Genomic DNA, 21,523 nt, shown 5'->3' with positions numbered 1-21,523 from the left:
GCCAACACATCGCGACACAGCAATGCGTCCCATCACTGCCGCCAGATCAGGAGCTCTTTCATGTCGGACACCGCGATCCCCGAGAAGATGCAGGCCGTCGTCTGTCATGGCCCGGAGGACTACCGCCTCGAAGAGGTACCGGTACCCGTTCCCGGACCGGGCGAGGCGCTCGTGCGCGTCGAAGCCGTCGGAATCTGCGCCAGTGATCTGAAGTGCTATCACGGGGCAGCCAAGTTCTGGGGTGACGAGAACCGTCCCGCATGGGCCGAGACCGACGTCATTCCCGGTCACGAATTCGTCGGGGAGATCGTCGTGATCGACGACGAAGCATCGGCGCGCTGGAACGTCGCGGTCGGCGATCGAGTCGTCTCCGAGCAGATCGTTCCGTGTTGGAAGTGCCGGTTCTGCCTTCGCGGGCAGTACCACATGTGCGCCCCGCACGATCTGTACGGTTTCAAGCGGCGCACGCCGGGGGCGATGGCGTCGTACATGGTGTATCCGGCAGATGCGTTGGTGCACAAGGTGTCCAAGGACATTCCGCCCGCGCACGCGGCATTCACCGAGCCGCTCTCGTGCTCGTTGCACGCCGTCGAGCGCGCGGGCATCACCTTCGACGACGTCGTCGTCGTCGCCGGCTGTGGTCCGATCGGACTCGGCATGATCGCGGGCGCTCGCGCCAAGAGCCCCGCTCACGTGATCGCTCTCGACATGCAGCCCGAAAAGCTGGCTCTCGCACGGGAATGCGGTGCCGACATCGTGATCGACATTCGCAACGAGGACGCCGAGAAGATCGTCAAGGACCTCACCGGCGGCTACGGCGCCGACGTCTACCTCGAAGGAACCGGGCATCCGTCGGCAGTTCCGCAGGGGCTCGGTCTGCTGCGCAAACTCGGTACGTACGTCGAATACGGCGTCTTCGGCAGTGACGTGTCCGTCGACTGGTCGATCATCTCCGACGACAAGGAACTCGACGTCCTCGGCGCACATCTCGGCCCCTACTGCTGGCCTGCGGCAATCCGCATGATCGAGTCCGGCGTTCTTCCGATGGACAAGATCTGCACGCATCAGTTGCCGCTCGCGGACTTCCAGAAAGGCCTCGACCTCGTCGGCAGTGGTGCGGAGTCCGTCAAGGTCTCGCTTATCCCGTCCTGACTTTCCGCCCACACCGGGAGACAACACATGAGCATTCATCAATTCTCGAGGCGGGACATGCTACGGGCGATGGGCCTGGCGGGCATCGCCGCGGCCTCCGTTCCGATTCTGTCCTCCTGTGGCGTCGGGGGAGGCGTCGACGCTGTCAACGGCGCAGGCGAGGTCACCGGGCCGTTCGACTGGAAGGCCGCGCAGGGCACGACGCTGAACATCCTGCAGACCCCGCACCCGTATCAGCAGTCCTTCCAGCCGTTGTTGGCCGAGTTCGAGCAGCTCACCGGCATCACCATCAACGCGGACCTGGTTCCCGAGGCCGACTACTTCACCAAGCTGAACACCGAACTGGCAGGTGGCACAGGCAAACACGACGTGTTCATGCTCGGCGCCTACTTCATCTGGCAGTACGGTCCTCCCGGATGGCTCGAGGACCTCGGTCCATGGCTGCAGAACAGTTCTGCCACCAGCGACGAGTACGACTTCGACGACATCTACGAAGGTCTTCGCACGTCCACGAGCTGGGACTTCGAGCAGGGCAGTCCACTGGGCACCGGTGGACAGTGGGCACTGCCGTGGGGCTTCGAGAACAACGTCGTCGCCTACAACAAGGCGTACTTCGACAAGAACGGCATCACGTTGCCGGACACGTTCGACAACTTCATCCAGCTGGCCATCGATCTGACCGACCGGTCACAGAATCGGTACGGCATCGCCACCCGCGGATCGAAGTCCTGGGCCACGATTCATCCCGGCTTCATGACGCAGTACACCCGAGAAGGCGCCCAGGACTACGTCTTCGAGAACGGTGAGCTGCAGGCTCGCATGAACTCGGACAAAGCCGTCGCATTCACGGAGAAGTGGATCGAGATGCAGCACAAGGCCGGCCCGACCTCGTGGACGTCCTACGACTACCCCAATGCCACAGGCGATCTCGGCGACGGCACCGCAATGATGGTCTACGACGCGGACAGCGCCACCTACCCGAAGAACAAGCCGGGCGCGTCGGCGCAGGCGGGCAACATCGGGTGGTACCCCGGACCGGCAGGCCCCGACGGCAGTTATGCGACCAACCTGTGGACGTGGTCGCTCGCGATGAACTCGATGTCGAAGAACAAGCACGCCGCCTGGCTGTTCATGCAGTGGGCGACGGGCAAGGAAGCGATGTCGAAGGCCGTGCAGGGCGGGATCTACGCCGACCCGGTCCGAAAGTCGGTGTTCGACGGCGTGTTCAAGCAGCAGGTCGCGGATCAGGCGGGCTATCTCGAGACCTTCGAGACCGTCATCGACCAGTCCAAGATCCAGTTCACGCCGCAGAAGAAGTTCTTCGACACCACCCAGAACTGGGCGTCGGCTCTGCAGGACATCTACGGCGGCGACGACGCCCGATCGCGTCTCGACGGGCTCGCGAAAACCAACACCTCGAAGGTGAATCTGTGATGACGTCCCGGAAAGAGGTAGGTCATGGCCACCCGTTCTGACACCGCACGCGCGACCGACACACCCCAGCCGGCCGCCACGTCGAAACCCGAAGTGCCGCGGTGGCGTCGACGGCTCCGGCCGTACCTGCTGTCGGTTCCCGCTGTTCTGATCGTCGTCGGGATTCTGTACCCGTTCTTCGTGGGCGCGTGGTACTCGTTCCTCAATTACGCTGCGGTGAACCCGAATCCGGTGTTCGTCGGATTCCGCAACTACGCCAGCGTCCTCGGCGACGCGCAGTTCTGGTCGAGCGTGCGGGTCACGGGCACCTTCGCGGTCGTCGCCACCGTCGTCGAGACCGTCATCGGCGTGATCATCGCGCTGCTTCTCAACCGGTCGTCGATCATCGGACGGATCTTCGAGAAGGTTCTGATCCTGCCGTTGATGATCGCGCCCGTCATCGCGGCCGTGGTGTGGAAGTTGATGTTCAACCCGCAGTTCGGCGTGCTCAATCACGTTCTCGGGCTCGGTAACACGTTCGACTGGCTGAGCAGCCAGAACGCGCTGTTCTCCGTGATCCTCGTCGACCTGTGGATTTTCACGCCGTTCGTCGCGATCCTCGTCCTCGCGGGCATCCGTTCGCTTCCGAAGGAACCGTTCGAAGCGTCGGAGGTCGACGGGGCCAGCTGGTTCTACATGTTCCGACGCCTCATGCTGCCGATGCTCTGGCCGTACATCCTCGTTGCCGTGATCTTCCGCTTCATGGACAACCTCAAGTTCTTCGACGTCCCATGGGTTCTCACGGCGGGCGGTCCTGGTGTCGCCACCCGGTCCTTGCAGATCGGCGCGTTCGAGGACTCGATCATCAACCTCGACTACTCCCGCGGCAGCACCTACATGTTCCTGCTGTGGATCCTCGTGTTCATCACCGCACGCTTCCTCGTGAGCGTGCTCGGCAAAGCGCAGCGGCGTGCTGCAGGCGCGGAGGGCTGAACCATGGCCAAGGAATTGCTTCCCGGACAGCGTCGGTTCACGCCGGCGTCGGTCGCAGCGGACGTCGTGCTGCTCGTGTGGTTCGTCTTCTCGCTGTTCCCGATCGTGTGGATGGTGCTGCTCGCACTGAAGTCCGACGCCGAGCAGACCAGCACCTACTTCGCCTTCACCCCTACGTTCGAGAACTTCGCGACGGTGCTGAGTCAGCGTGGAACCGACCTGACGAGTGTCGACTTCACGTCCTCGTTGCTCACCAGCCTCATCAACTGTGGTGGCGCGGTGATCGTGTCGCTCGTCATCGGTATTCCCGCTGCCTACGCGGCGGGCCGGTGGCAGTACAAAGGCAGCAACGACCTGATGTTCCAGATGCTGTCCTTCCGCTTCGCACCCGAGCTGATGGTCATCGTGCCGCTGTTCGTCATCTACAACCAGATCGGACTCTTCGACACGAAGGTCGGCATGATCTGGGTGCTTCAACTGGTCACGATGCCGCTCGTCGTCTGGATTCTGCGTTCGTACTTCCAGGACCTGCCGGAAGATCTCGAACAGGCTGCGCTTCTCGACGGATACACCCGCACACGGGCTTTCGTGATGGTGGCGCTGCCGCTCGTGCGACCGGGGATCGCGGCCGCGGCGCTGCTGGCCTTCATCTTCGCGTGGAACAACTACGTGTTCCCGTTGATTCTGTCGGACAGCAATGCCAGCACAGTCACCGTCGCGATCACGAAGTTCCTCGGTGGCGGAGGACAGGCCTACTACAACCTCACTGCGGCGGCGGCCGTCATCGCGGCACTTCCACCGCTGATCCTGGCGCTCACGATTCAGCGTTACCTGGTTCGCGGTCTCTCCTTCGGGGCGGTGAAATCCTAGATGGCACACTTGGCGATCAAGGGACTCAGCAAGAAATACGGCAAGAAGATCGGCATCGACGGTATCGATCTCGATATCGCCGACGGCGAATTCTTCGTCATTCTCGGGCCGTCGGGTGCGGGTAAGACGACGACGCTCAAATCCATTGCCGGACTGGTCGACGTCGACGAAGGCGCCGTTCACATCGCAGGCACGGACATGACGTCCGTCGAGCCGTACCACCGCAACGTCGCGATGGCGTTCGAGAGTTACGCGTTGTATCCGCAGAAGACGGTGTCACAGAATCTGGCGTCGCCGCTGAAGTCCGGACGGACCGGCAAGTACAGCGAGGCCGAACAGACCGCGCGGATCGCGGCCGTGACCAAGACTCTCGGTATCGACCATCTCCTGCAACGCTTTCCGCGTGAGCTGTCCAACGGCCAGCGTCAGCGTGTGGCACTCGGCCGAGTGCTGGTGCGACCCGCGGACGTGTACCTGCTCGACGAGCCTCTGTCGCACCTCGACGCGAAGCTTCGTGCGTCGATGCGCGTCGAACTGAGGCAACTCGGCGAGATGTCGAACACGACGACGGTGTACGTCACCCACGACTACCAGGAGGCGCTCGCACTGGGAGATCGCATCGCGATTCTCCGCGAGGGCCGCGTCGTGCAGGTGGATACGCCCGAGAACATCTGGCGGGCACCGGCGGACACGTTCGTCGCCAAAGCGCTCGGTCAACCCGAGATCAACCTCTACGACGCGACCGTCGACGACGGCCTGTCGCGGGTGCTCGGTAGTTCGCTCGACATCCCGGTGCCGCGGAAGCTGGGACTGTCCGACGGAGACTCCGTACGCATCGGAATCCGCCCGTGCGACGTGGAGGTCCTGGAGAGGGCAGAGCCCGGGAAGTTGTCGTTCGACGGCACCGTCGTGCTGGCGGAACGACTCGGTCGCGACGTCGAGGTGTCGGTGGATCTCGGTGGTACGACGCTGATCGCATTGTCCAAGGGCGGTCGCCACATCGCCGAGGGAGCCAGAGTCACCGTCTCCGTCGACGCTTCCGATATCCACCTCTTCGCCGGCGTCGACGGTCGTTCCGACTCCGAGACGAAGCGACTCGGCGCTGCAGATGCGAAGGAGCAGTAGATGACTGCCGTACAGACCAAGCCGACCGCCGTGGCACAGAGTCTCACGCTCGACACTCTGGTCAAGACGTACTCCTCGCGCGGGCGCGAAGAGTTCAAAGCGGTCAAGGGAATCGACCTGGCGATCGAGCCGGGGGAACTCGTTGCGTTGCTGGGGCCGTCGGGGTGCGGCAAGACCACCACCCTCCGGATGATCGCCGGTCTGGAAACCGTGACCAGTGGTCAGATACGCATCGGTGACCGGACGATCACCGACCTCCCTCCCGGAAAGCGCGAAGTCGGTGTCGGATTCGAGAGCTACGCGCTGTATCCGCCGTTGACCATCCGCGAGAACCTCGCGTATGGGCTGAAGGCGCGCAAGGTCAAGAACGCCGACGAATTGGTGAATTCCATCGCCCGGCGACTCGAGATGGACGACCTCCTCGAGCTGAGGCCCGCCGGTCTGTCGAGCGGTCAGAAGCAGCGCGTCGCGTTGGCGAGGGCACTCGTGCGCAACCCACCGGTGCTGCTGCTCGACGAGCCGTTGTCGCATCTCGATGCGTCTGCGCGCCAACGTGTTCGACGCGAGCTCAAGATGCTGCAACGTGAATTCGGCTACACGACGATCGTCGTCACCCACGATCAGGTCGAGGCGTTGAGCCTCGCAGACCGGCTCGCGGTCATGGACGGCGGCGTCATCCAGCAGTTCGGGACGCCCGACGAAGTGTTCGACGACCCGGCGAACCTGTTCGTGGCAGGCTTCGTCGGCGAACCGCAGATCAACGTCGTCGATGGGACCGTCCGCACGTCCGGTGGCGAGACGTCCGTCGAAATCGGAGGCGGGAAGTTGCCCGTCGCGGCGAAGAACGTTGCCGACGGCACCCCCGTCAAGGTCGGAATTCGGCCCCAGGACGCCGTTCTGGCCTCCGGCGCACCGAGAGCGGGGCAGATCGCCGTGTCGGTGGACTACTTCGAACACCTGATGGAGTTCGGTCAGGCGACGGTCGCCGCGACCGGCGGCGAGACGTTCGTCGTGCAGACACCTGCGCGCGAGCGGTTCCGCACCCACGACCGCTGCGCGCTCTCGGCTCCGGCCGAACGCATCTACCTGTTCGACCGCGATTCCGGTCGTCGACTCCGATAGGAACTGCCGTGACGAAGCTCTTCAACGATCCGTCCTCCTTCATGGAGGACATGCTGGACGGTTTTCTCGACGCCAACGCTCGGTACGTGGTGGGCGTGCCCGGGGGTGTCGTCCGCGCGACCGAGACACCGCAGGGAAAGGCGGCCGTCGTGGTCGGCGGCGGTTCCGGTCACTATCCCGCCTTCTGCGGCGTGGTCGGTCGCGGATTCGCCGACGGCGCTGTGGTGGGCAACATCTTCACCTCGCCGTCCGCCGACGACGCGGCGTCGGTCGCACGGGCCGCGGACAACGGGGGAGGGGTACTGCTGACGACCGGAAACTACGCCGGTGACGTCATGAATTTCGGTCTGGCAGTGCAGAAGCTGAGGTCCGAGGGTATCGACGCACGATATCTCGCAGTCACGGACGACATCGCGAGTGCACCGAAAGACCAGATTGCCAAGCGCCGCGGAATCGCCGGAGACTTCACGGTGTTCCGATGTGCTTCTGCAGCAGCAGATTCCGGATACGACATGGACGGCGTCGAACGTGTGGGTATCGCGGCGAACGACGCGACCCGTACGCTCGGCGTCGCCTTCGACGGCTGCACGATGCCGGGTGCCGCCGATCCGCTGTTCACGGTGGCACAGGGGACGATGGATCTCGGTCTCGGTATCCACGGCGAACCCGGGGTGTCCTCGCACGCCATGCCCACGGCGTCGGAACTCGCGGAACTCCTCGTCGACGGAGTGCTGGCGGAGAAGCCCGCGGGCAGCGGCAACCGAATCGCGGTCATCCTCAACGGACTCGGACGTACCAAGTACGAAGAATTGTTCGTCGTATGGTCCGGGGCGGCCGCACGCCTGCGGGACGCCGGGTACACGATCGTGGATCCGGAGGTCGGAGAACTTGTCACGAGCCTCGACATGGCAGGCTGCTCGCTGACCGTCATGTGGCTCGACGACGAACTCGAGCGATTGTGGACCTCGCCCGCCGACACACCGGCCTACCGCAAGGGAATCGTCGACGCCGACGCGGGGCAGCGGCGGTCCAGCGATGCAGTTGCTGCCGTCGACGACGACACCCTCCCCGAGTCGGACGAATCCTCCCGGGGCTGCGGCACATTCGTCGCCGCGTCGCTGAAAGCCCTCGCCGAGCGGATGGCCGACGCCGAGGACGAGCTCGGACGGATCGATGCCGTGGCCGGTGACGGCGATCATGGCCGCGGAATGGTCAAGGGCACAGCTGCGGGAAGCAAGGCGGCCGACGAGGCGGTCTCGCGGCGGGGCGGAGCCGGTTCGGTTCTGGCCGCGGCCGGATCCGCGTGGGCTGCGAAAGCCGGAGGCACATCCGGCGTCTTGTGGGGCGCCGCCCTGACCGCCATCGGAAACCGACTCGGCAACAAGGGAACTCCCGACGACCGTGCCGTCGCCGAGGCGCTCCGAGCAGGCTACGACGCGCTGACGTCGCTCGGTGGGGCGGCGCTCGGAGACAAGACGATGCTCGACGCGTTCGACCCGTTCGTGGGCGCGATCGAGAAATCGGTGGCCGGCGGAAACGAGTGGCGAACCGCATGGACCGATGCAGTTGTCGTGGCGCGAACGGCAGCCGACGACACGGCCGAACTACGCCCGAGGGTAGGACGGGCACGCCCGCTCGCCGAGAAGAGCGTCGGTACACCCGACGCGGGCGCAATCTCACTGGCGATGTGTGTAGCCACCGTCGCCGAACTCTTCACGACACGAGGACTCCGATCATGAGCAAACTCCGCATCGTCGTCGGCTGTGACGACGCAGGTCTTCAGTACAAGCAGACATTGCTGGCCGATCTTCGGAACGACGAGAGAGTCGAATCGGTCGCCGATGTAGGCGTCGGCGACGACGAGCACACTGCGTACCCCCATGTCGCGGTCACGGCTGCCCGCATGATCGCCGACGGTACTGCCGACCGTGCGCTGCTCGTCTGCGGTACCGGGCTCGGAGTTGCGATCAGCGCCAACAAAGTACCCGGTGTCCGGGCTGTGACGGCCCACGACAGTTTCTCGGTCGAACGCGCGGTGCTCAGCAACGACGCCCAGGTGTTGTGCATGGGACAGCGCGTGATCGGTATCGAGCTCGCTCGACGTCTGGCCAAGGAATGGCTCGGCTACACGTTCGACCCGGCGTCGGCGTCCGCGGCGAAGGTCGCGGCGATCGGCGAGTACGAGTCCGGCGCACTCGCGACCGCCGAGGACGAGGCCAAGGCGGTCTGCGACTGAGCTAGCGTCGCGAGAATTCCGACGCCCGTCGCACCTGCTCGTCGGTCGGCCGGACCCCGGTGTACAGGTGGAACTGCTCGGCCGCCTGCAGCGCGATGACCTCGGCGCCGGTGACGACGGGTTTGTCGGCCGCACGGGCCGCGACGATCAACGGTGTCTCCGACGGCATGGCGACGACGTCGAACACGGCCTGCGCGGCGGAGATTCGATCGTCCGAGAACGGGGATGCGTCGGCGTCGGGGCCGCCGTCCATGCCGATGGGGGTGACGTTGACGAGGAGGTCTGCGTCGACGGTGTCCCGGGAATAGGCGTATCCGTACGCGTCGGCCAACGCTCGTCCGGTGTCGGTGTTGCGGGCGACGACGGTTCCGTCGGTGAAGCCCGAATCACGAAGTGCGGCAACGACGGCCTTGGCCATTCCTCCGCTTCCGGTGACGGCGACGGACCAGTCGGTCGCGAACCCGGACGACGCGAGCAGATTCGCGACGGCCTGATAGTCGGTGTTGTAGGCGTGCAGTACGCCGTTCTCGTTGACGATGGTGTTGACCGAGTCGATGGCGCTCGCCGAATCGTGCATCACGTCGACGAGTGCGATGACGTCCTCCTTGAACGGCATCGACACGGCGCACCCGCGGACGCCCAGTGCGCGAACTCCACCGATCGCGGCGGGAAGATCGGTCGTCGTGAACGCCTTGTAGACGAAGTTCAGGTCGAGTTCGTCGTACAGGTAGTTGTGGAATCGCGTACCGATGTTGCTCGGTCGTCCCGACAACGACATGCAGAGCTGAGTTTCACGGTTGAGGAAGCTGCGCGACATCGTCAGTACTTTACGCTCAACACTTCTCGGAGATCGACGCCAGCGCTCGCTGGTCGGCCTGGGTGATCGGCAGCCCGTACTGGGCCGCGACGGACAGGTACTTGCCTGCATAGAAGCAGTGGTACGCCGCGTTCGGCGGAAGCCACTGTGCCGGAGTGCTGTCGCTCTTCGACTGGTTGTCGGTACCGCCAACCGCCAACAGATTGAAGTCGATGTCGTTGGCGAACTGGACGCGCTTCTCGGGCAGCCATCCGTTGGCTCCCATGTCCCACGCCGCGGACAACGGGTAGACGTGGTCGATCTGGACCTTGCTCGCGTCGGACTTGCTGAACTTCATGACGGTGCCCGAATAGGGATCGGCGAGAGTGCCTTCGAGCACGACGCAGTTACGCGTGCCCGGCTTGAACACGAGATCGGTCATGTCCTTGGCGAGAACGTTGTCTCGGGTACCGCAGCCGTCGTGACCGCCGGGGCCGTCGTAGTCGTCGGTCCATGCAGGTCCGAACACGCACCCTTGACCGCTCTTGCATCCTCGCTCGTAGCCGACCGCGTCGGGGCGTGCCGCGACGACGTGCACTCGACCGAGAAGCTCGTCTATCTGTGCGCGCGTGGGGCTTCCGGGCGCAGGAGAGGGCGCGGAAAAACCGGGGATGTTCGACGTGTCGCACGACCCGAACGCCGACATCGCCAACGTGACGACCACCAACAGCAGCGCAATACGCAGCTTCTTCACACACACCCAATCGTCGGCGATTTCGAACCTTCGGCAAGAAGTGTGCCGTACGGGTCCGACACGGTCAGCTCACCTCGACGACGACCTTGCCCGTCGCGTGTCCGCTCTCGACGGCTGCCAGTGCCTCGCCTGCACGCTCGAGCGGGAACGTCGATTCGATGTGCGGCCGAAGAACTCCCGACGCGACCAGTTCGGCGAGTCGGGTGAATGCCGCGGCACTGCGATCGCGTGCGACTCCCGATCCTCCAAGTGACGCGGCGAGTACCGGATCGGCGACGCTGATGATCGGTGCGCCGGGCGTGGTGTGCGCTGCGGCGGCGCGCAGGGTATCTCCTCCGACCAGGTCGAAGATTCCGTCGACGGGACGGGCGAGCGAGTCCGTGAAGTTCTCGCCGGATTCCACGAACGTCGCACCGAGGCTGTTCACCCAGTCCTTCTTGCTCGCACTGGCGACGCCGATGGTCGAGATGCCGTCGGCGCGCGCCAGTTGCAGCGCCGCCGAGCCGACGCCACCGCCCGCACCCAGAACGAGCAGCGTGTCCTTCTTGTGCAGGGCGAGTTGGTCCAATGCGTCGTACGCGGTACCTGCCGCGACCGGCAACGTGGCGGCGACGGCGAACGACACGGATTCGGGCTTGGCGGCCGCGTTCGCGGCGTTGAGCACGGTGTACTGCGCGTATCCGCCGTGTCCAGCTGCGGTCGACCCGAACACCTCGTCGCCGACCGAGAAGCCGTCGGTGTGGGTGCCGACCTGAACGACCGTTCCTGCTACCTCGCGACCGAGGACCGCGGGCAACTGCGTCTGCACGGTGTCCTTGCGATTGCCGGATCTGACCTTCCAATCGGCGGGATTGACGCCCGCGGCGTGGACCGCGATCAGGAGCTGACCCTGTCCAGGATCCGGGATCGGAATGTCGAGAAAATACTCGGTTTCGGGCCCACCGTACTCGCTGAATCCATACGCGATCATGCATCCACTGTGCCAAAAGCAAGCAAAGGATGGGCATGGTGTTCCACTTTCGCGTGTCTCGGAGCGGGAATCCGCACCCGCGGGTCACCACTGGAACACCATGCCCAACCTGATTGGATGGACACCATGCTGCACGGTCTCTGGTCCACGGAAGAGGGCCTGATGCTGTGGAACGACGAGCTCTCCACCGGACACGAGCCCGAACTTCCCGCTGCACATGCACGCGCGCTGACCAGGACTTTTCGAGCTCGTGCAACCGTCGCGTTCCCGTCGACCTCAGGTGAACCGAACACCGCACAGATTCCGGCCATACGGCTCGCTCCCATGAATGCCGCGGAATTGCTGCTGCGCACTCCGTCGTCGCACTCCGGAATCTCCGGGGACCTGCGCTACCTCGGTCACGTCGCCCGCGGAATCGAAGTGTGGGCGAAGGCCGGGCGCGTCGTCCCCACACTGACGCGCGCCGACGGCCAGTGGTGGCCACGATGGACGCTCGTCGGTGGGGAGCGTCAGCGGGCCTGGCTCAGCGAACTCGCCGTCGCGATGCCGCCCGCGCTGCGTGCCACGGGTCGACCGAGGCAGCTTCTCGGCAGCGTCGTCGACGAGCTCACCGACCCGATCGTGAGATCGATTCTCGGCAAACCGAATACGGAACATCCGATGTGGCAGGCGCTCGTCGACGACGAGCCCTACCTCGAGGGCGTTCAACAGACTGCGACGCTGCTGGACACCTGGCGAGCCAGCCTGACCGTCGACGAGCCGTCGCTCGTGCTGCGGCTGCTCGAGCCCGACGACGAGAAGGACACCGAGGACACCGAGGACGAGCTTCTCTGGACTCTCCAGGTGTGCCTGCGTGTCGGCGACGACGCGCCCATACCCGTTCCGATGAACCGACGCGTCGACGCGTCCCTGCTCAGCACGGCCGTCCGCAAGGTGGGTGAGGCCGTCGCCGCGTATCCGCGCCTGCGGGATCTGCCGAACGCCCCGAATTCGCTCGACCTGTTGCTGCCGACGTCGGTCGTCATCGACCTGGTCGAGCACGGTGCGACCGCGCTGCAGTCCGCGGGCGTCGCCGTGCTGCTGCCGCGCGCGTGGACACGTCTCGATCCGTCGATGCGGTTGCGCGTCGACGTACCCGTCAGCAAGGCCGCGGACAATCGGGCCGTCGGGATGGACGAACTCGTCTCGTACGACTGGCAGCTGCAGCTGGGCGACATGGTTCTGACCGAGGCCGAGATGAATCGCCTCGCCGTGGGCAAGGGAGATCTCGTTCGTCTCCGGGGCACCTGGGTCATGGCCGACGGCAGCCAGCTCGCGCGGGCCGCGAAATACGTGGCCGAACACCATGGCGACGGCACCCCGTTCGGCAAATTGGTGCGAGAGATGACGATCGCGGAACCGCCGCCGGTGCCCGTCGGGGAGGTGCAGGCGTCGGGATGGGCGGCGACGCTGCTCGAACCCGGCGCGTCCCCGGAGCAGATTCCGACGCCCGAGACCGTCGACGCCGTGCTGCGGCCGTACCAGGAGCGGGGCCTGTCCTGGCTTGCGTTCATGAGCCGTCTCGGCCTCGGTGCCGTGCTCGCCGACGACATGGGCCTCGGTAAGACACTGCAGGTCCTGGCCCTTCTCGCGCACGAGAGCAGCCCGTCGCCGACGCTTCTCGTCGCGCCGATGTCCGTCGTCGGAAACTGGCAACGGGAGGCGGCGAAGTTCACCCCGCACCTGCGTGTGATGGTCCACCACGGGCCGACGCGGCTCCGGGACGACGAATTCGACAAGGCCGTCGGCGAGCACGATCTCGTCGTCACCACGTATGCGCTGATGGCGAAGGACCGTGAGCGGCTCGCAGCGCAGACCTGGCGCCGGATGGTGCTCGACGAAGCCCAGCACATCAAGAACTCGACCACGTCCCAGGCCAGGGCCGCCCGGGCGATTCCCGCCGAACACAAGCTCGCGCTGACGGGCACACCCGTCGAGAACCGACTGGACGAGCTGCGATCCATTCTCGATTTCGCCAACCCGGGGATGCTGGGAAAGCCGTCGGATTTCCGGAACCGCTTCTCGGTGCCGATCGAGCGGGAGGGCGACGAGGGTGCGGTGACGCGGCTGCGGGCGATCACGTCGCCGTTCATCCTGCGACGCGTCAAGACCGATCCGGCGGTGATCTCGGATCTGCCGGAGAAGAACGAGATGACGGTGCGGTCGAATCTCACGGCCGAGCAGGCGGCGTTGTACAAGGCAGTCGTCGACGAGATGATGGCGCAGATCGCCGACAAGAAGGGCATGAAACGCAAAGCCGCGGTGCTGGCGGCAATCACGCGACTCAAGCAGGTGTGCAATCACCCCGCGCATTTTCTGTCCGACGGGTCGCCGGTGCTGCGGCGCGGGCAGCATCGTTCCGGGAAAGTGGGATTGATCGAAGACATTCTCGACGCGGTGCTCGGCGACAACGAGAAAGCGTTGCTGTTCACGCAGTTTCGCGAGTTCGGTGACATCGTCGCCCCGTACCTCGCCGAACGGTTCGGTACCGAGGTTCCGTTCCTGCACGGGGCGGTGACCAAGTCGAAGCGTGACCGCATGGTCGAGAACTTCCAGCGCGACGACGGTCCGCCGATCATGATTCTGTCGCTGAAAGCCGGTGGTACGGGCCTGAACCTGACGAAGGCCAACCACGTCGTGCACATGGATCGATGGTGGAACCCGGCGGTGGAGAACCAGGCGACCGACCGTGCTTTCCGTATCGGTCAGCGCAAGAACGTGCAGGTCCACAAGTTGTTGTGCGTCGGCACGATCGAAGAGCGCATCGTCGGAATGCTCACGTCCAAGCAGGAATTGGCCGACATGACCGTCGGCACGGGGGAGAACTGGGTCACCGAGATGGACACCGGTGAGCTGCGCGAGCTGTTCCGGCTGGGTGACGACGCGGTGGGTGAGTGATGGCCGACTTCAGTCAGTACGGGAAACGTCGACAAGCCAAGGGCGGCATCGAAGCTCGCAACAAGCGAGGCGCGTTCGGGCAGACGTGGTGGGGCCGTCATTTCGTGACGGCGATGGAAGAACTCGCCGACCCGGGGCGCATCGCGCGCGGCCGAACGTACGCGCGTGGGGGACAGGTGCTGAACCTCGGCGTCGAGCGCGGGCAGATCTACGGCGAGGTGCAGGGCAGTCAGCTCGAGCCGTTCTCGGCGTCGGTGATTGTCGATCCACTGTCCTCGGGGCAGATCGACGCGCTGGTGGATCGAGTGTCGTCGAATCCGGGGATGCTCGCGGAACTCGCATCCAACGCGATACCGCAGGCGTTGGCGTCGACGTTGCTGCCGCACGACAAGGGGCAACTCGACTTCGACTGCACCTGCCCCGACGACGGGTGGCCGTGCAAGCACGCGGCCGCGCTGATGTACATCGCGGCCGAGCACATCGACGCGTCCGCGACGACGATCCTGACGCTGCGCGGGGTGGATCTCGACCAGTTGATCGAGGGAGTCGGTGAGGCGGAGGTCGAGGTCGGGACGGACGACTGGTTCGGCGACGAGATGGAGTTCCCGGCGCTGCCGAAACCTGACTTCGCACCCGCCGTGGACGACCTCGACATGATGGTGCTCAGGCGGGCCCTGCGGTCGACGGGATCGGAGGAGCACGAGGTCACGCGGGGTGTCGAGGATCTGAGGGCGTTCTATCGACGGCTGTAGGGGGCTTCGCCCCACGTGCGCGCGAATGTATAGCCCGCTATACATTCGCGCGCACGTAGCGAGTCCCCTCGACATACATGGAAGTCCGACTATAGGATGAGCACACTTCACTTTCTCGTACCTGTTAGGACGGATTTCAATGGCTCGCGAACTCACGCATTTCATCGGCGGCAAGCATGTCCCCGGAGAGTCGGGCAACTTCGGCGACGTCTACGACCCCAACACCGGTGAGGTTCAGGCCAGGGTGCCTCTCGCCAGTGATGCCGAGGTCGAGGCCGTCATCGCGGACGCCGAGCAGGCGCAGGTCGAGTGGGCACGCTGGAACCCGCAGCGCCGTGCCCGCGTGTTGATGAAGTTCCTGCAGCTGATCAACCGCGACATGGACGAGCTGGCACGTCTGCTGTCGTCCGAGCACGGCAAGACCATCGCCGACGCCAAGGGCGACATCCAGCGTGGCCTCGAGGTCGTCGAGTTCGCGACCGGTATCCCGCACCTGCTCAAGGGCGAGTTCACCGAGGGCGCGGGCGGCGGCATCGACGTCTACTCGATGCGTCAGCCTCTCGGCGTCGTCGCGGGTATCACCCCGTTCAACTTCCCGGCGATGATCCCGCTGTGGAAGGCAGGCCCGGCCATCGCCTGCGGTAACGCGTTCATTCTCAAGCCGTCCGAGCGTGACCCGTCCGTGCCGCTGAAGCTGGCCGAGCTGTTCCTCGAGGCAGGTCTGCCCCCGGGCATCTTCAATGTCGTCAACGGCGGCAAGAACGCCGTCGACGTGCTGCTGAACGACGACCGTGTCAAGGCCATCGGCTTCGTCGGCTCGACGCCGATCGCGCAGTACATCTACGAGCAAGCCGCCAAGAACGGCAAGCGCGCCCAGTGCTTCGGCGGTGCGAAGAACCACGCACTCGTCATGCCCGACGCCGACATGGACCAGGTCGCCGACGCTCTGCTGGGGGCTGCGTACGGCTCGGCGGGCGAGCGGTGCATGGCCATCTCCGTGGCAGTGCCCGTCGGCGAGGAGACCGCTGACGCGCTCGTCGCCAAGCTGAAGGAACGCGTCGCGACGCTGAAGATCGGTCGCAGCGACGACGAGGACGCCGACTTCGGTCCGCTCGTCGGAGCCGACGCGTTGAAGCGAGTCAACGACTACACGCAGATCGGTATCGACGAGGGCGCCGAGCTCGTCGTCGACGGCCGCGACTTCCGTCTCGAAGGCCACGAGAACGGATTCTTCGCCGGCGCAACGCTGTTCGACAAGGTCACCACGGACATGCGCATCTACAAGGAAGAGATCTTCGGCCCTGTCCTGATCGTGGTGCGCGCCAAGGACTACGAGGACGCGCTGCGTCTGCCGACCGAGCACGAGTACGGCAACGGTGTCTCGATCTTCACCCGCGACGGTGACACCGCCCGCGACTTCACGACGCGTGTGCAGGTGGGTATGGTCGGCGTCAACGTTCCGATCCCGGTGCCGATCGCGTACCACACCTTCGGTGGCTGGAAGCGTTCCGGCTTCGGCGATCTGAACCAGCACGGCCCCGACTCGGTGCGCTTCTACACCAAGACCAAGACCGTCACGCAGCGGTGGCCGTCCGGCACCAAGGAGGCAGCTGCCTCGAACCACTTCGTCATCCCCAACATGGACTGATCCATGTTCACATTGACCGAGGACGAGAAGGCCATCAACTCCACGGCGAGGGATTTCGCCGACGAGTTCCTGGCGCCGAATGCCGTCGAGTGGGATCAGAACAAGCACTTTCCGGTGGACGTGTTGCGTAAGGCCGCCGGTCTGGGAATGGGCGGAATCTACGTCGACGAGGAAGTCGGTGGGTCGGGTCTGACACGTGTGGACGCGGCAAGGATCTTCGAGCAGTTGGCGACGGGTGATCCGTCGCTGGCGGCGTACATCTCGATCCACAACATGGTGACGTGGATGATCGACACCTACGGCACCGACGAGCAACGTCGTCAGTGGGTGCCGGGGTTGTGCTCGATGGACCAGCTCGGCAGCTACTGCCTCACCGAGCCGGGGGCGGGCTCCGACGCATCGGCCCTGTCCACCAAGGCTGTTCGCGACGGCGACGACTACGTCCTCAACGGGGTCAAGCAGTTCATCTCCGGTGCGGGAACGTCGGATGTCTATGTCGTGATGGTGCGTACCGGGGATGCGGGTCCGAAGGGGATCTCGGCGATCATCGTGCCGAAGGATTCGGCGGGGCTGTCGTTCGGTGCGAACGAGAAGAAGATGGGCTGGAACGCGCAGCCGACGCGTCAGGTCATCTTCGAGGACGTCCGAGTGCCTGCGGCGAATCTGCTCGGCGGTGAGGGCGAGGGCTTCCGCATTGCGATGAACGGCCTCAACGGCGGCCGTCTCAACATCGCGGCGTGTTCGATCGGTGGCGCGCAGAGCGCGCTGGAGAAGGCTGTCGCGTATCTGTTGGACCGCAAGGCGTTCGGTAGCAGACTGCTCGATCAGCAGGCCTTGCAGTTCCGGTTGGCGGACATGAAGACCGAGCTCGAAGCAGCACGCACCATGCTGTGGCGTGCTGCGGATGCCCTGCAGAACAACGCGTCGGACAAGGTCGAACTGTGCGCGATGGCAAAGCGATTCGCCACCGACACAGGCTTCGAGGTCGCCAACGATGCGCTGCAACTGCTCGGTGGCTACGGGTATCTTGCCGAGTACGGTGTCGAGAAGATCGTCCGCGATCTCCGCGTGCACCAGATCCTCGAAGGAACCAACGAGATCATGCGAGTCGTCGTGGCTCGCTCGATTGTGGGAGCAGCATGACAGAGCCAGATCCAGAAGTTCTGTTCGACGTCCGCGGCGGCGTCGGCCGGATCACGCTGAACCGACCGAAAGCCATAAACGCGCTCAATCATGCGATGGTGCAACAGATTGCGCCGAAGCTCGACGAGTGGGCGTCGAACGACGAGGTCGAACTGGTGCTCCTCGTCGGCGCCGGCGAGCGTGGACTGTGCGCGGGCGGCGACATCGTGTCGATCTATCACGACGCCAAGGACGGCGGTAGCGGGTCCAAGGATTTCTGGCGCGACGAGTACATCCTCAACGCGGCGATCGCGCGCTTCGACAAGCCCTACGTCGCCATCATGGACGGCGTTGTCATGGGCGGAGGCGTCGGATTGTCGGCGCACGGCAACACCCGCATCGTCACCGAACGCTCGAAGATCGCGATGCCCGAGGTCGGTATCGGCTTCGTTCCCGACGTCGGTGGCACGTACCTGCTCTCGCGTGCCCCCGGCGAGCTCGGAACACATCTCGGTCTGACGACCGCTCGCATGGATGCAGGCGACGCCATCGCCGCCGGCTTCGCCGATCACTACATGCCGTCGGAGAACCTCGAGAAGTTCTACGACGCGCTCGAGACCGGCTCGTTGTCGGCGGCGCTCGAGGAGTTCACCGACGAGGCTCCGGCGTCGTCGCTCGCCGCGTCGCAGGAGTGGATCGACCTCTACTACGGTGCGGACACCGTCGAAGCGATTGTGGAAGGGTTGCGCGGCAGTGGAATTGCCGACGCAGAGAAGGCGGCGTCGGACATCGAGTCGAAGTCGCCGGTGTCTTTGAAAGTGACGCTGAAATCGCTGCGACGTGCGGCCGCGGCGTCGTCGCTCGAAGAGGTACTGAACGACGAGTACCGCGTGTCTCTCGCATCGCTCGAGTCGCACGATCTCGTCGAAGGCATCCGTGCGCAGGTGGTCGAGAAGGACAGAAATCCGAAGTGGTCGCCTGCAACACTCGCAGACGTGACCGACGCCGACGTCGATCGGTACTTCGCGCCGTTGGGTGACACCGAACTAGGTCTGGAGAGGAACGCATGAGTGGGAAGACGATCGGCTTCGTTGGCCTCGGCCACATGGGTGGCCCGATGGCAGCGAATCTCGTCGAGGCCGGATATACGGTTCAGGGCTTCGATCTCGTCGAAGCTGCTTTGACGCAGGCGAAGTCGGACGGCGTCACCGTCGTCGATTCGGCTGTCGCGGCCGTGCAGGGTGCGGACATCGTCATCACGATGCTTCCGAACGGGCGTCTCGTCCTCGGTCTCTACGAGGAACTGCTGCCTGCTGCGACACCTGGGACGCTGTTCATCGACAGTTCCACCATCGACGTCGCCGACGCCCATGCCGCACACAAGCTGATCGAGGCAGCGGGCCACCGCGGTCTCGACGCGCCCGTGTCGGGTGGCGTCGGTGGTGCCGCGGCGGGAACGTTGACGTTCATGGTCGGCGGTTCCGAGGAGGACTTCGCGTCCGCTGCAGAGGTTCTCGACGTCATGGGACGCAAGGTCGTGCACTGCGGTCAGGCGGGCAACGGCCAGGCCGCGAAGATCTGCAACAACATGATTCTCGGTGTCTCCATGATCGCGATCAGCGAGGCGTTCGTACTCGGCGAGAAGTTGGGCCTCAGCAACCAGGCGCTCTACGACGTGTCGTCGACGGCGTCGGGCCAATGCTGGGCGTTGACCACCAACTGTCCTGTCCCTGGCCCGGTTCCGACGAGCCCCGCCAACAACGACTACAAGCCGGGCTTCGCGGCCGCGTTGATGGACAAGGATCTCGGTCTGGCGGCGAACGCGTTGCGCGCCAACGGCGTCGAGGGAGTTCTCGGGCTGCAGGCGGCGGAGATCTACTCCAAGTTCAAGGAAACCTCCGGCGGCGGAACCGATGTCGACTTCTCCGGCATCATCAACGACATCCGCGAGCGTTCGACGGGGGCGGCCGAATGACCGACTTCGAGACGATCCTGCTCGAGCGTCGCGGCCGCGTCGGCATCATCACGCTGAATCGGCCGAAGGCCCTGAATGCGTTGAACTCCCAGCTGATGCGTGAGGTCGTCGGAGCCGTCGAGGATCTCGATGGCGACGAAGGCATCGGTGCCATCCTGATCACGGGTTCGGAGAAGGCGTTCGCGGCAGGTGCCGACATCAAAGAGATGCAGCCGAAGTCGTACATGGACGTGTACCAGGACGACTTCTTCAGTGCCTGGGATCGACTCAGCGCCGCACGCACTCCCATCGTTGCCGCTGTGTCGGGCTACGCGCTCGGTGGCGGGTGCGAACTCGCCATGATGTGCGACGTGCTGATCGCGTCGGATACGGCAGTGTTCGGTCAGCCCGAGATCAAGCTCGGTGTCATTCCGGGAATCGGTGGATCGCAACGCCTTACGCGTGCCGTCGGCAAGGCCAAGGCGATGGAGATGGTCTTGACCGGCCGCAACATGAAGGTCGACGAGGCCGAGCGCGCCGGCCTCGTGTCTCGCATCGTGCCCGCCGCGGAACTGCTCGACGACGCACTCGAGACTGCGACGACGATCGCCGAGATGTCGCTACCGGTCGCGATGATGGCGAAGGATGCGGTCAACCGGTCCTTCGAATCGACTCTCGCAGAAGGTGTTCGGTTCGAGCGTCGGCTGTTCCATTCGACGTTCGCCACCGAGGATCAAAAAGAAGGCATGACCGCGTTCATCGAGAAGCGGCAGGCGAAGTTCACCCACCGCTGACCGACAGCAGGGCTGCGCCCCGCGCCGACACCAGCTCCGGGTGTTCGGGTACGTGCGTGCGCAGCCCGAGGTGGCGCTCGAACGACGCTCCGATCGACGACACGTTCGCGCCGCCACCGACCAGCACGATCGACGACGGCTTCGCACCGGACAGCTCGACCGTTTGACCCACCACCATCGTGGCGTACCGGACCGACCCGGCGATCATGTCCTCGAAGTCTTTGCGCGTGAGGACATGGCTGCCGGGTCCGTCTGGGTTCTGCGCGTTGACGACGCCTCCTGTGCTGAGTTGTTCCTTCAGTAGACGCGAACGATCGACGTCGACACGAATTTTGTTGGATGACAGGTGCCGTCGCACGAGGTGGTCGAGGTCGTCTCCGCAGAACGTGGAAGTGCGCGTGGACCTGAGTGTGTCGCTGCCCGCGAGATCCACGACGGAGACCGTCATTCCGGTGCTTCCCATGTCGCACACCACCGTCGAGCCATGATTCGGAACCATGCCGGTGAAGCGGAGATAGCGTAGTTGTGCTGCGGTTTCGTGGACGAGTGCGGACGCGGCCGCGTCGCGATGCGAGGTGATTGCATCTGCATCTTCGCTGACGCGGTAGGCGATCGCGGAGTGTCGTACCTGCAGAGCCAGTTTCGACGCGATCGCATGCAGTGCAGACACGCCGTCGGAGACCGTGGAGACGAGGGATTGACCTCGGCGCCTGCGCACGGTGCGCGTGGCGATCGGTGCGCGATGCGGACTGTCCAGATAGGTGAGGATTGCGCGTGCCCCATGCGCACCCGCCCCGACGCCGACGACCAACACGTAAGTCTCCAACCTGTGCGCTGCCCCCGCAGCGCTCACGTGCTATTTGATCATGAACGCGTGGCGGGCGC

19 protein-coding genes are annotated in these 21,523 nt (G+C 64.7%); 15 read left to right on the top strand and 4 right to left on the bottom strand.

What is annotated here, in order from left to right:
- Positions 1-60 precede the first annotated feature (60 nt).
- Genes eltD through DK926_RS23245 form a run of 8 tightly spaced genes read left to right on the top strand, consistent with a single transcriptional unit; the run spans position 61 to position 8,911 of the window.
- Entirely contained in the window at positions 61-1,152 is a 1,092-nt protein-coding gene (gene eltD, locus DK926_RS23280; protein WP_114332358.1) for an erythritol/L-threitol dehyrogenase, read from the top strand.
- A 57-nt stretch (positions 1,153-1,209) separates the two neighbouring features.
- A complete protein-coding gene (locus DK926_RS23275; protein WP_068426973.1) occupies positions 1,210-2,586 on the top strand; it encodes an extracellular solute-binding protein in 1,377 nt (458 codons plus the stop codon).
- Between the two features lie 24 nt (positions 2,587-2,610).
- Entirely contained in the window at positions 2,611-3,558 is a 948-nt protein-coding gene (locus DK926_RS23270) for a sugar ABC transporter permease (protein WP_114332357.1), read from the top strand.
- Positions 3,559-3,561: 3 nt separating this feature from the next.
- Positions 3,562-4,428 (top strand): carbohydrate ABC transporter permease, encoded by an 867-nt coding sequence (locus tag DK926_RS23265; protein WP_068426969.1) that lies wholly within the window; start codon positions 3,562-3,564, stop codon positions 4,426-4,428.
- The gene (locus DK926_RS23260; RefSeq protein ID WP_114332356.1) at positions 4,429-5,553 is read left to right on the top strand and encodes an ABC transporter ATP-binding protein; all 1,125 of its coding nucleotides are present in this window, start codon (positions 4,429-4,431) and stop codon (positions 5,551-5,553) included.
- A complete protein-coding gene (locus DK926_RS23255; protein ID WP_114332355.1) occupies positions 5,554-6,675 on the top strand; it encodes an ABC transporter ATP-binding protein in 1,122 nt (373 codons plus the stop codon). It abuts the gene before it with no gap.
- Between the two features lie 8 nt (positions 6,676-6,683).
- Positions 6,684-8,414, top strand: a complete 1,731-nt coding sequence (locus DK926_RS23250; protein ID WP_114332354.1) for a dihydroxyacetone kinase family protein — start codon at positions 6,684-6,686, stop codon at positions 8,412-8,414.
- Positions 8,411-8,911: a ribose-5-phosphate isomerase gene (locus tag DK926_RS23245; protein ID WP_068426961.1), complete on the top strand. Its 501-nt coding sequence runs from the start codon at positions 8,411-8,413 to the stop codon at positions 8,909-8,911. The genes DK926_RS23250 and DK926_RS23245 overlap by 4 nt, the downstream gene beginning before the upstream one ends.
- A 1-nt stretch (position 8,912) precedes the next feature.
- Here the strand turns inward: DK926_RS23245 and DK926_RS23240 are convergent, their stop codons facing one another.
- The 3 genes from DK926_RS23240 to DK926_RS23230 all read right to left on the bottom strand — a co-directional run bounded on the left by DK926_RS23240 (position 8,913) and on the right by DK926_RS23230 (position 11,431).
- Positions 8,913-9,728, bottom strand: coding sequence for a shikimate 5-dehydrogenase (locus tag DK926_RS23240; protein WP_114332353.1), 816 nt, complete (start codon positions 9,726-9,728; stop codon positions 8,913-8,915).
- 16 nt (positions 9,729-9,744) lie between these two features.
- A complete protein-coding gene (locus tag DK926_RS23235; RefSeq protein ID WP_114332372.1) occupies positions 9,745-10,413 on the bottom strand; it encodes an HNH endonuclease family protein in 669 nt (222 codons plus the stop codon).
- A 112-nt stretch (positions 10,414-10,525) separates the two neighbouring features.
- Complete coding sequence (locus DK926_RS23230) at positions 10,526-11,431, bottom strand: NADP-dependent oxidoreductase (protein ID WP_114332352.1); 906 nt, start codon at positions 11,429-11,431, stop codon at positions 10,526-10,528.
- A 126-nt stretch (positions 11,432-11,557) separates the two neighbouring features.
- On the opposite strand from DK926_RS23230, the gene DK926_RS23225 reads away from it, so the two are divergent.
- The 7 genes from DK926_RS23225 (at position 11,558) to DK926_RS23195 (ending at position 20,638) form a co-directional block, all read left to right on the top strand.
- Complete coding sequence (locus DK926_RS23225; protein WP_114332371.1) at positions 11,558-14,368, top strand: DEAD/DEAH box helicase; 2,811 nt, start codon at positions 11,558-11,560, stop codon at positions 14,366-14,368.
- Complete coding sequence (locus DK926_RS23220; RefSeq protein WP_114332351.1) at positions 14,368-15,120, top strand: SWIM zinc finger family protein; 753 nt, start codon at positions 14,368-14,370, stop codon at positions 15,118-15,120. The genes DK926_RS23225 and DK926_RS23220 overlap by 1 nt, the downstream gene beginning before the upstream one ends.
- A 139-nt stretch (positions 15,121-15,259) precedes the next feature.
- Positions 15,260-16,768, top strand: a complete 1,509-nt coding sequence (locus DK926_RS23215; protein ID WP_114332350.1) for a CoA-acylating methylmalonate-semialdehyde dehydrogenase — start codon at positions 15,260-15,262, stop codon at positions 16,766-16,768.
- Between the two features lie 3 nt (positions 16,769-16,771).
- Positions 16,772-17,911, top strand: coding sequence for an isobutyryl-CoA dehydrogenase (locus tag DK926_RS23210; RefSeq protein ID WP_114332349.1), 1,140 nt, complete (start codon positions 16,772-16,774; stop codon positions 17,909-17,911).
- Positions 17,908-18,960: an enoyl-CoA hydratase/isomerase family protein gene (locus DK926_RS23205; protein ID WP_114332348.1), complete on the top strand. Its 1,053-nt coding sequence runs from the start codon at positions 17,908-17,910 to the stop codon at positions 18,958-18,960. Before DK926_RS23210 ends, DK926_RS23205 begins: the two co-directional genes overlap by 4 nt.
- Positions 18,957-19,865 carry a 3-hydroxyisobutyrate dehydrogenase gene (gene mmsB / locus DK926_RS23200; protein WP_068426948.1) on the top strand — a complete coding sequence of 303 codons (909 nt, stop codon included), beginning with the start codon at positions 18,957-18,959 and terminating at the stop codon, positions 19,863-19,865. The genes DK926_RS23205 and mmsB overlap by 4 nt, the downstream gene beginning before the upstream one ends.
- Positions 19,862-20,638, top strand: coding sequence for an enoyl-CoA hydratase (locus DK926_RS23195; protein WP_114332347.1), 777 nt, complete (start codon positions 19,862-19,864; stop codon positions 20,636-20,638). The genes mmsB and DK926_RS23195 overlap by 4 nt, the downstream gene beginning before the upstream one ends.
- Here DK926_RS23195 and DK926_RS23190 read toward each other — a convergent pair.
- Complete coding sequence (locus tag DK926_RS23190) at positions 20,625-21,491, bottom strand: hypothetical protein (RefSeq protein WP_243636982.1); 867 nt, start codon at positions 21,489-21,491, stop codon at positions 20,625-20,627. The genes DK926_RS23195 and DK926_RS23190 overlap by 14 nt on opposite strands.
- Between the last annotated feature and the right edge of the window lie 32 nt (positions 21,492-21,523).

It is taken from the genome of Rhodococcus sp. Eu-32, from assembly GCF_003336925.1.
GTDB lineage: Bacteria > Actinomycetota > Actinomycetes > Mycobacteriales > Mycobacteriaceae > Rhodococcoides > Rhodococcoides kyotonensis_B.
This window is presented reverse-complemented; position numbering and strand designations above follow the sequence as displayed.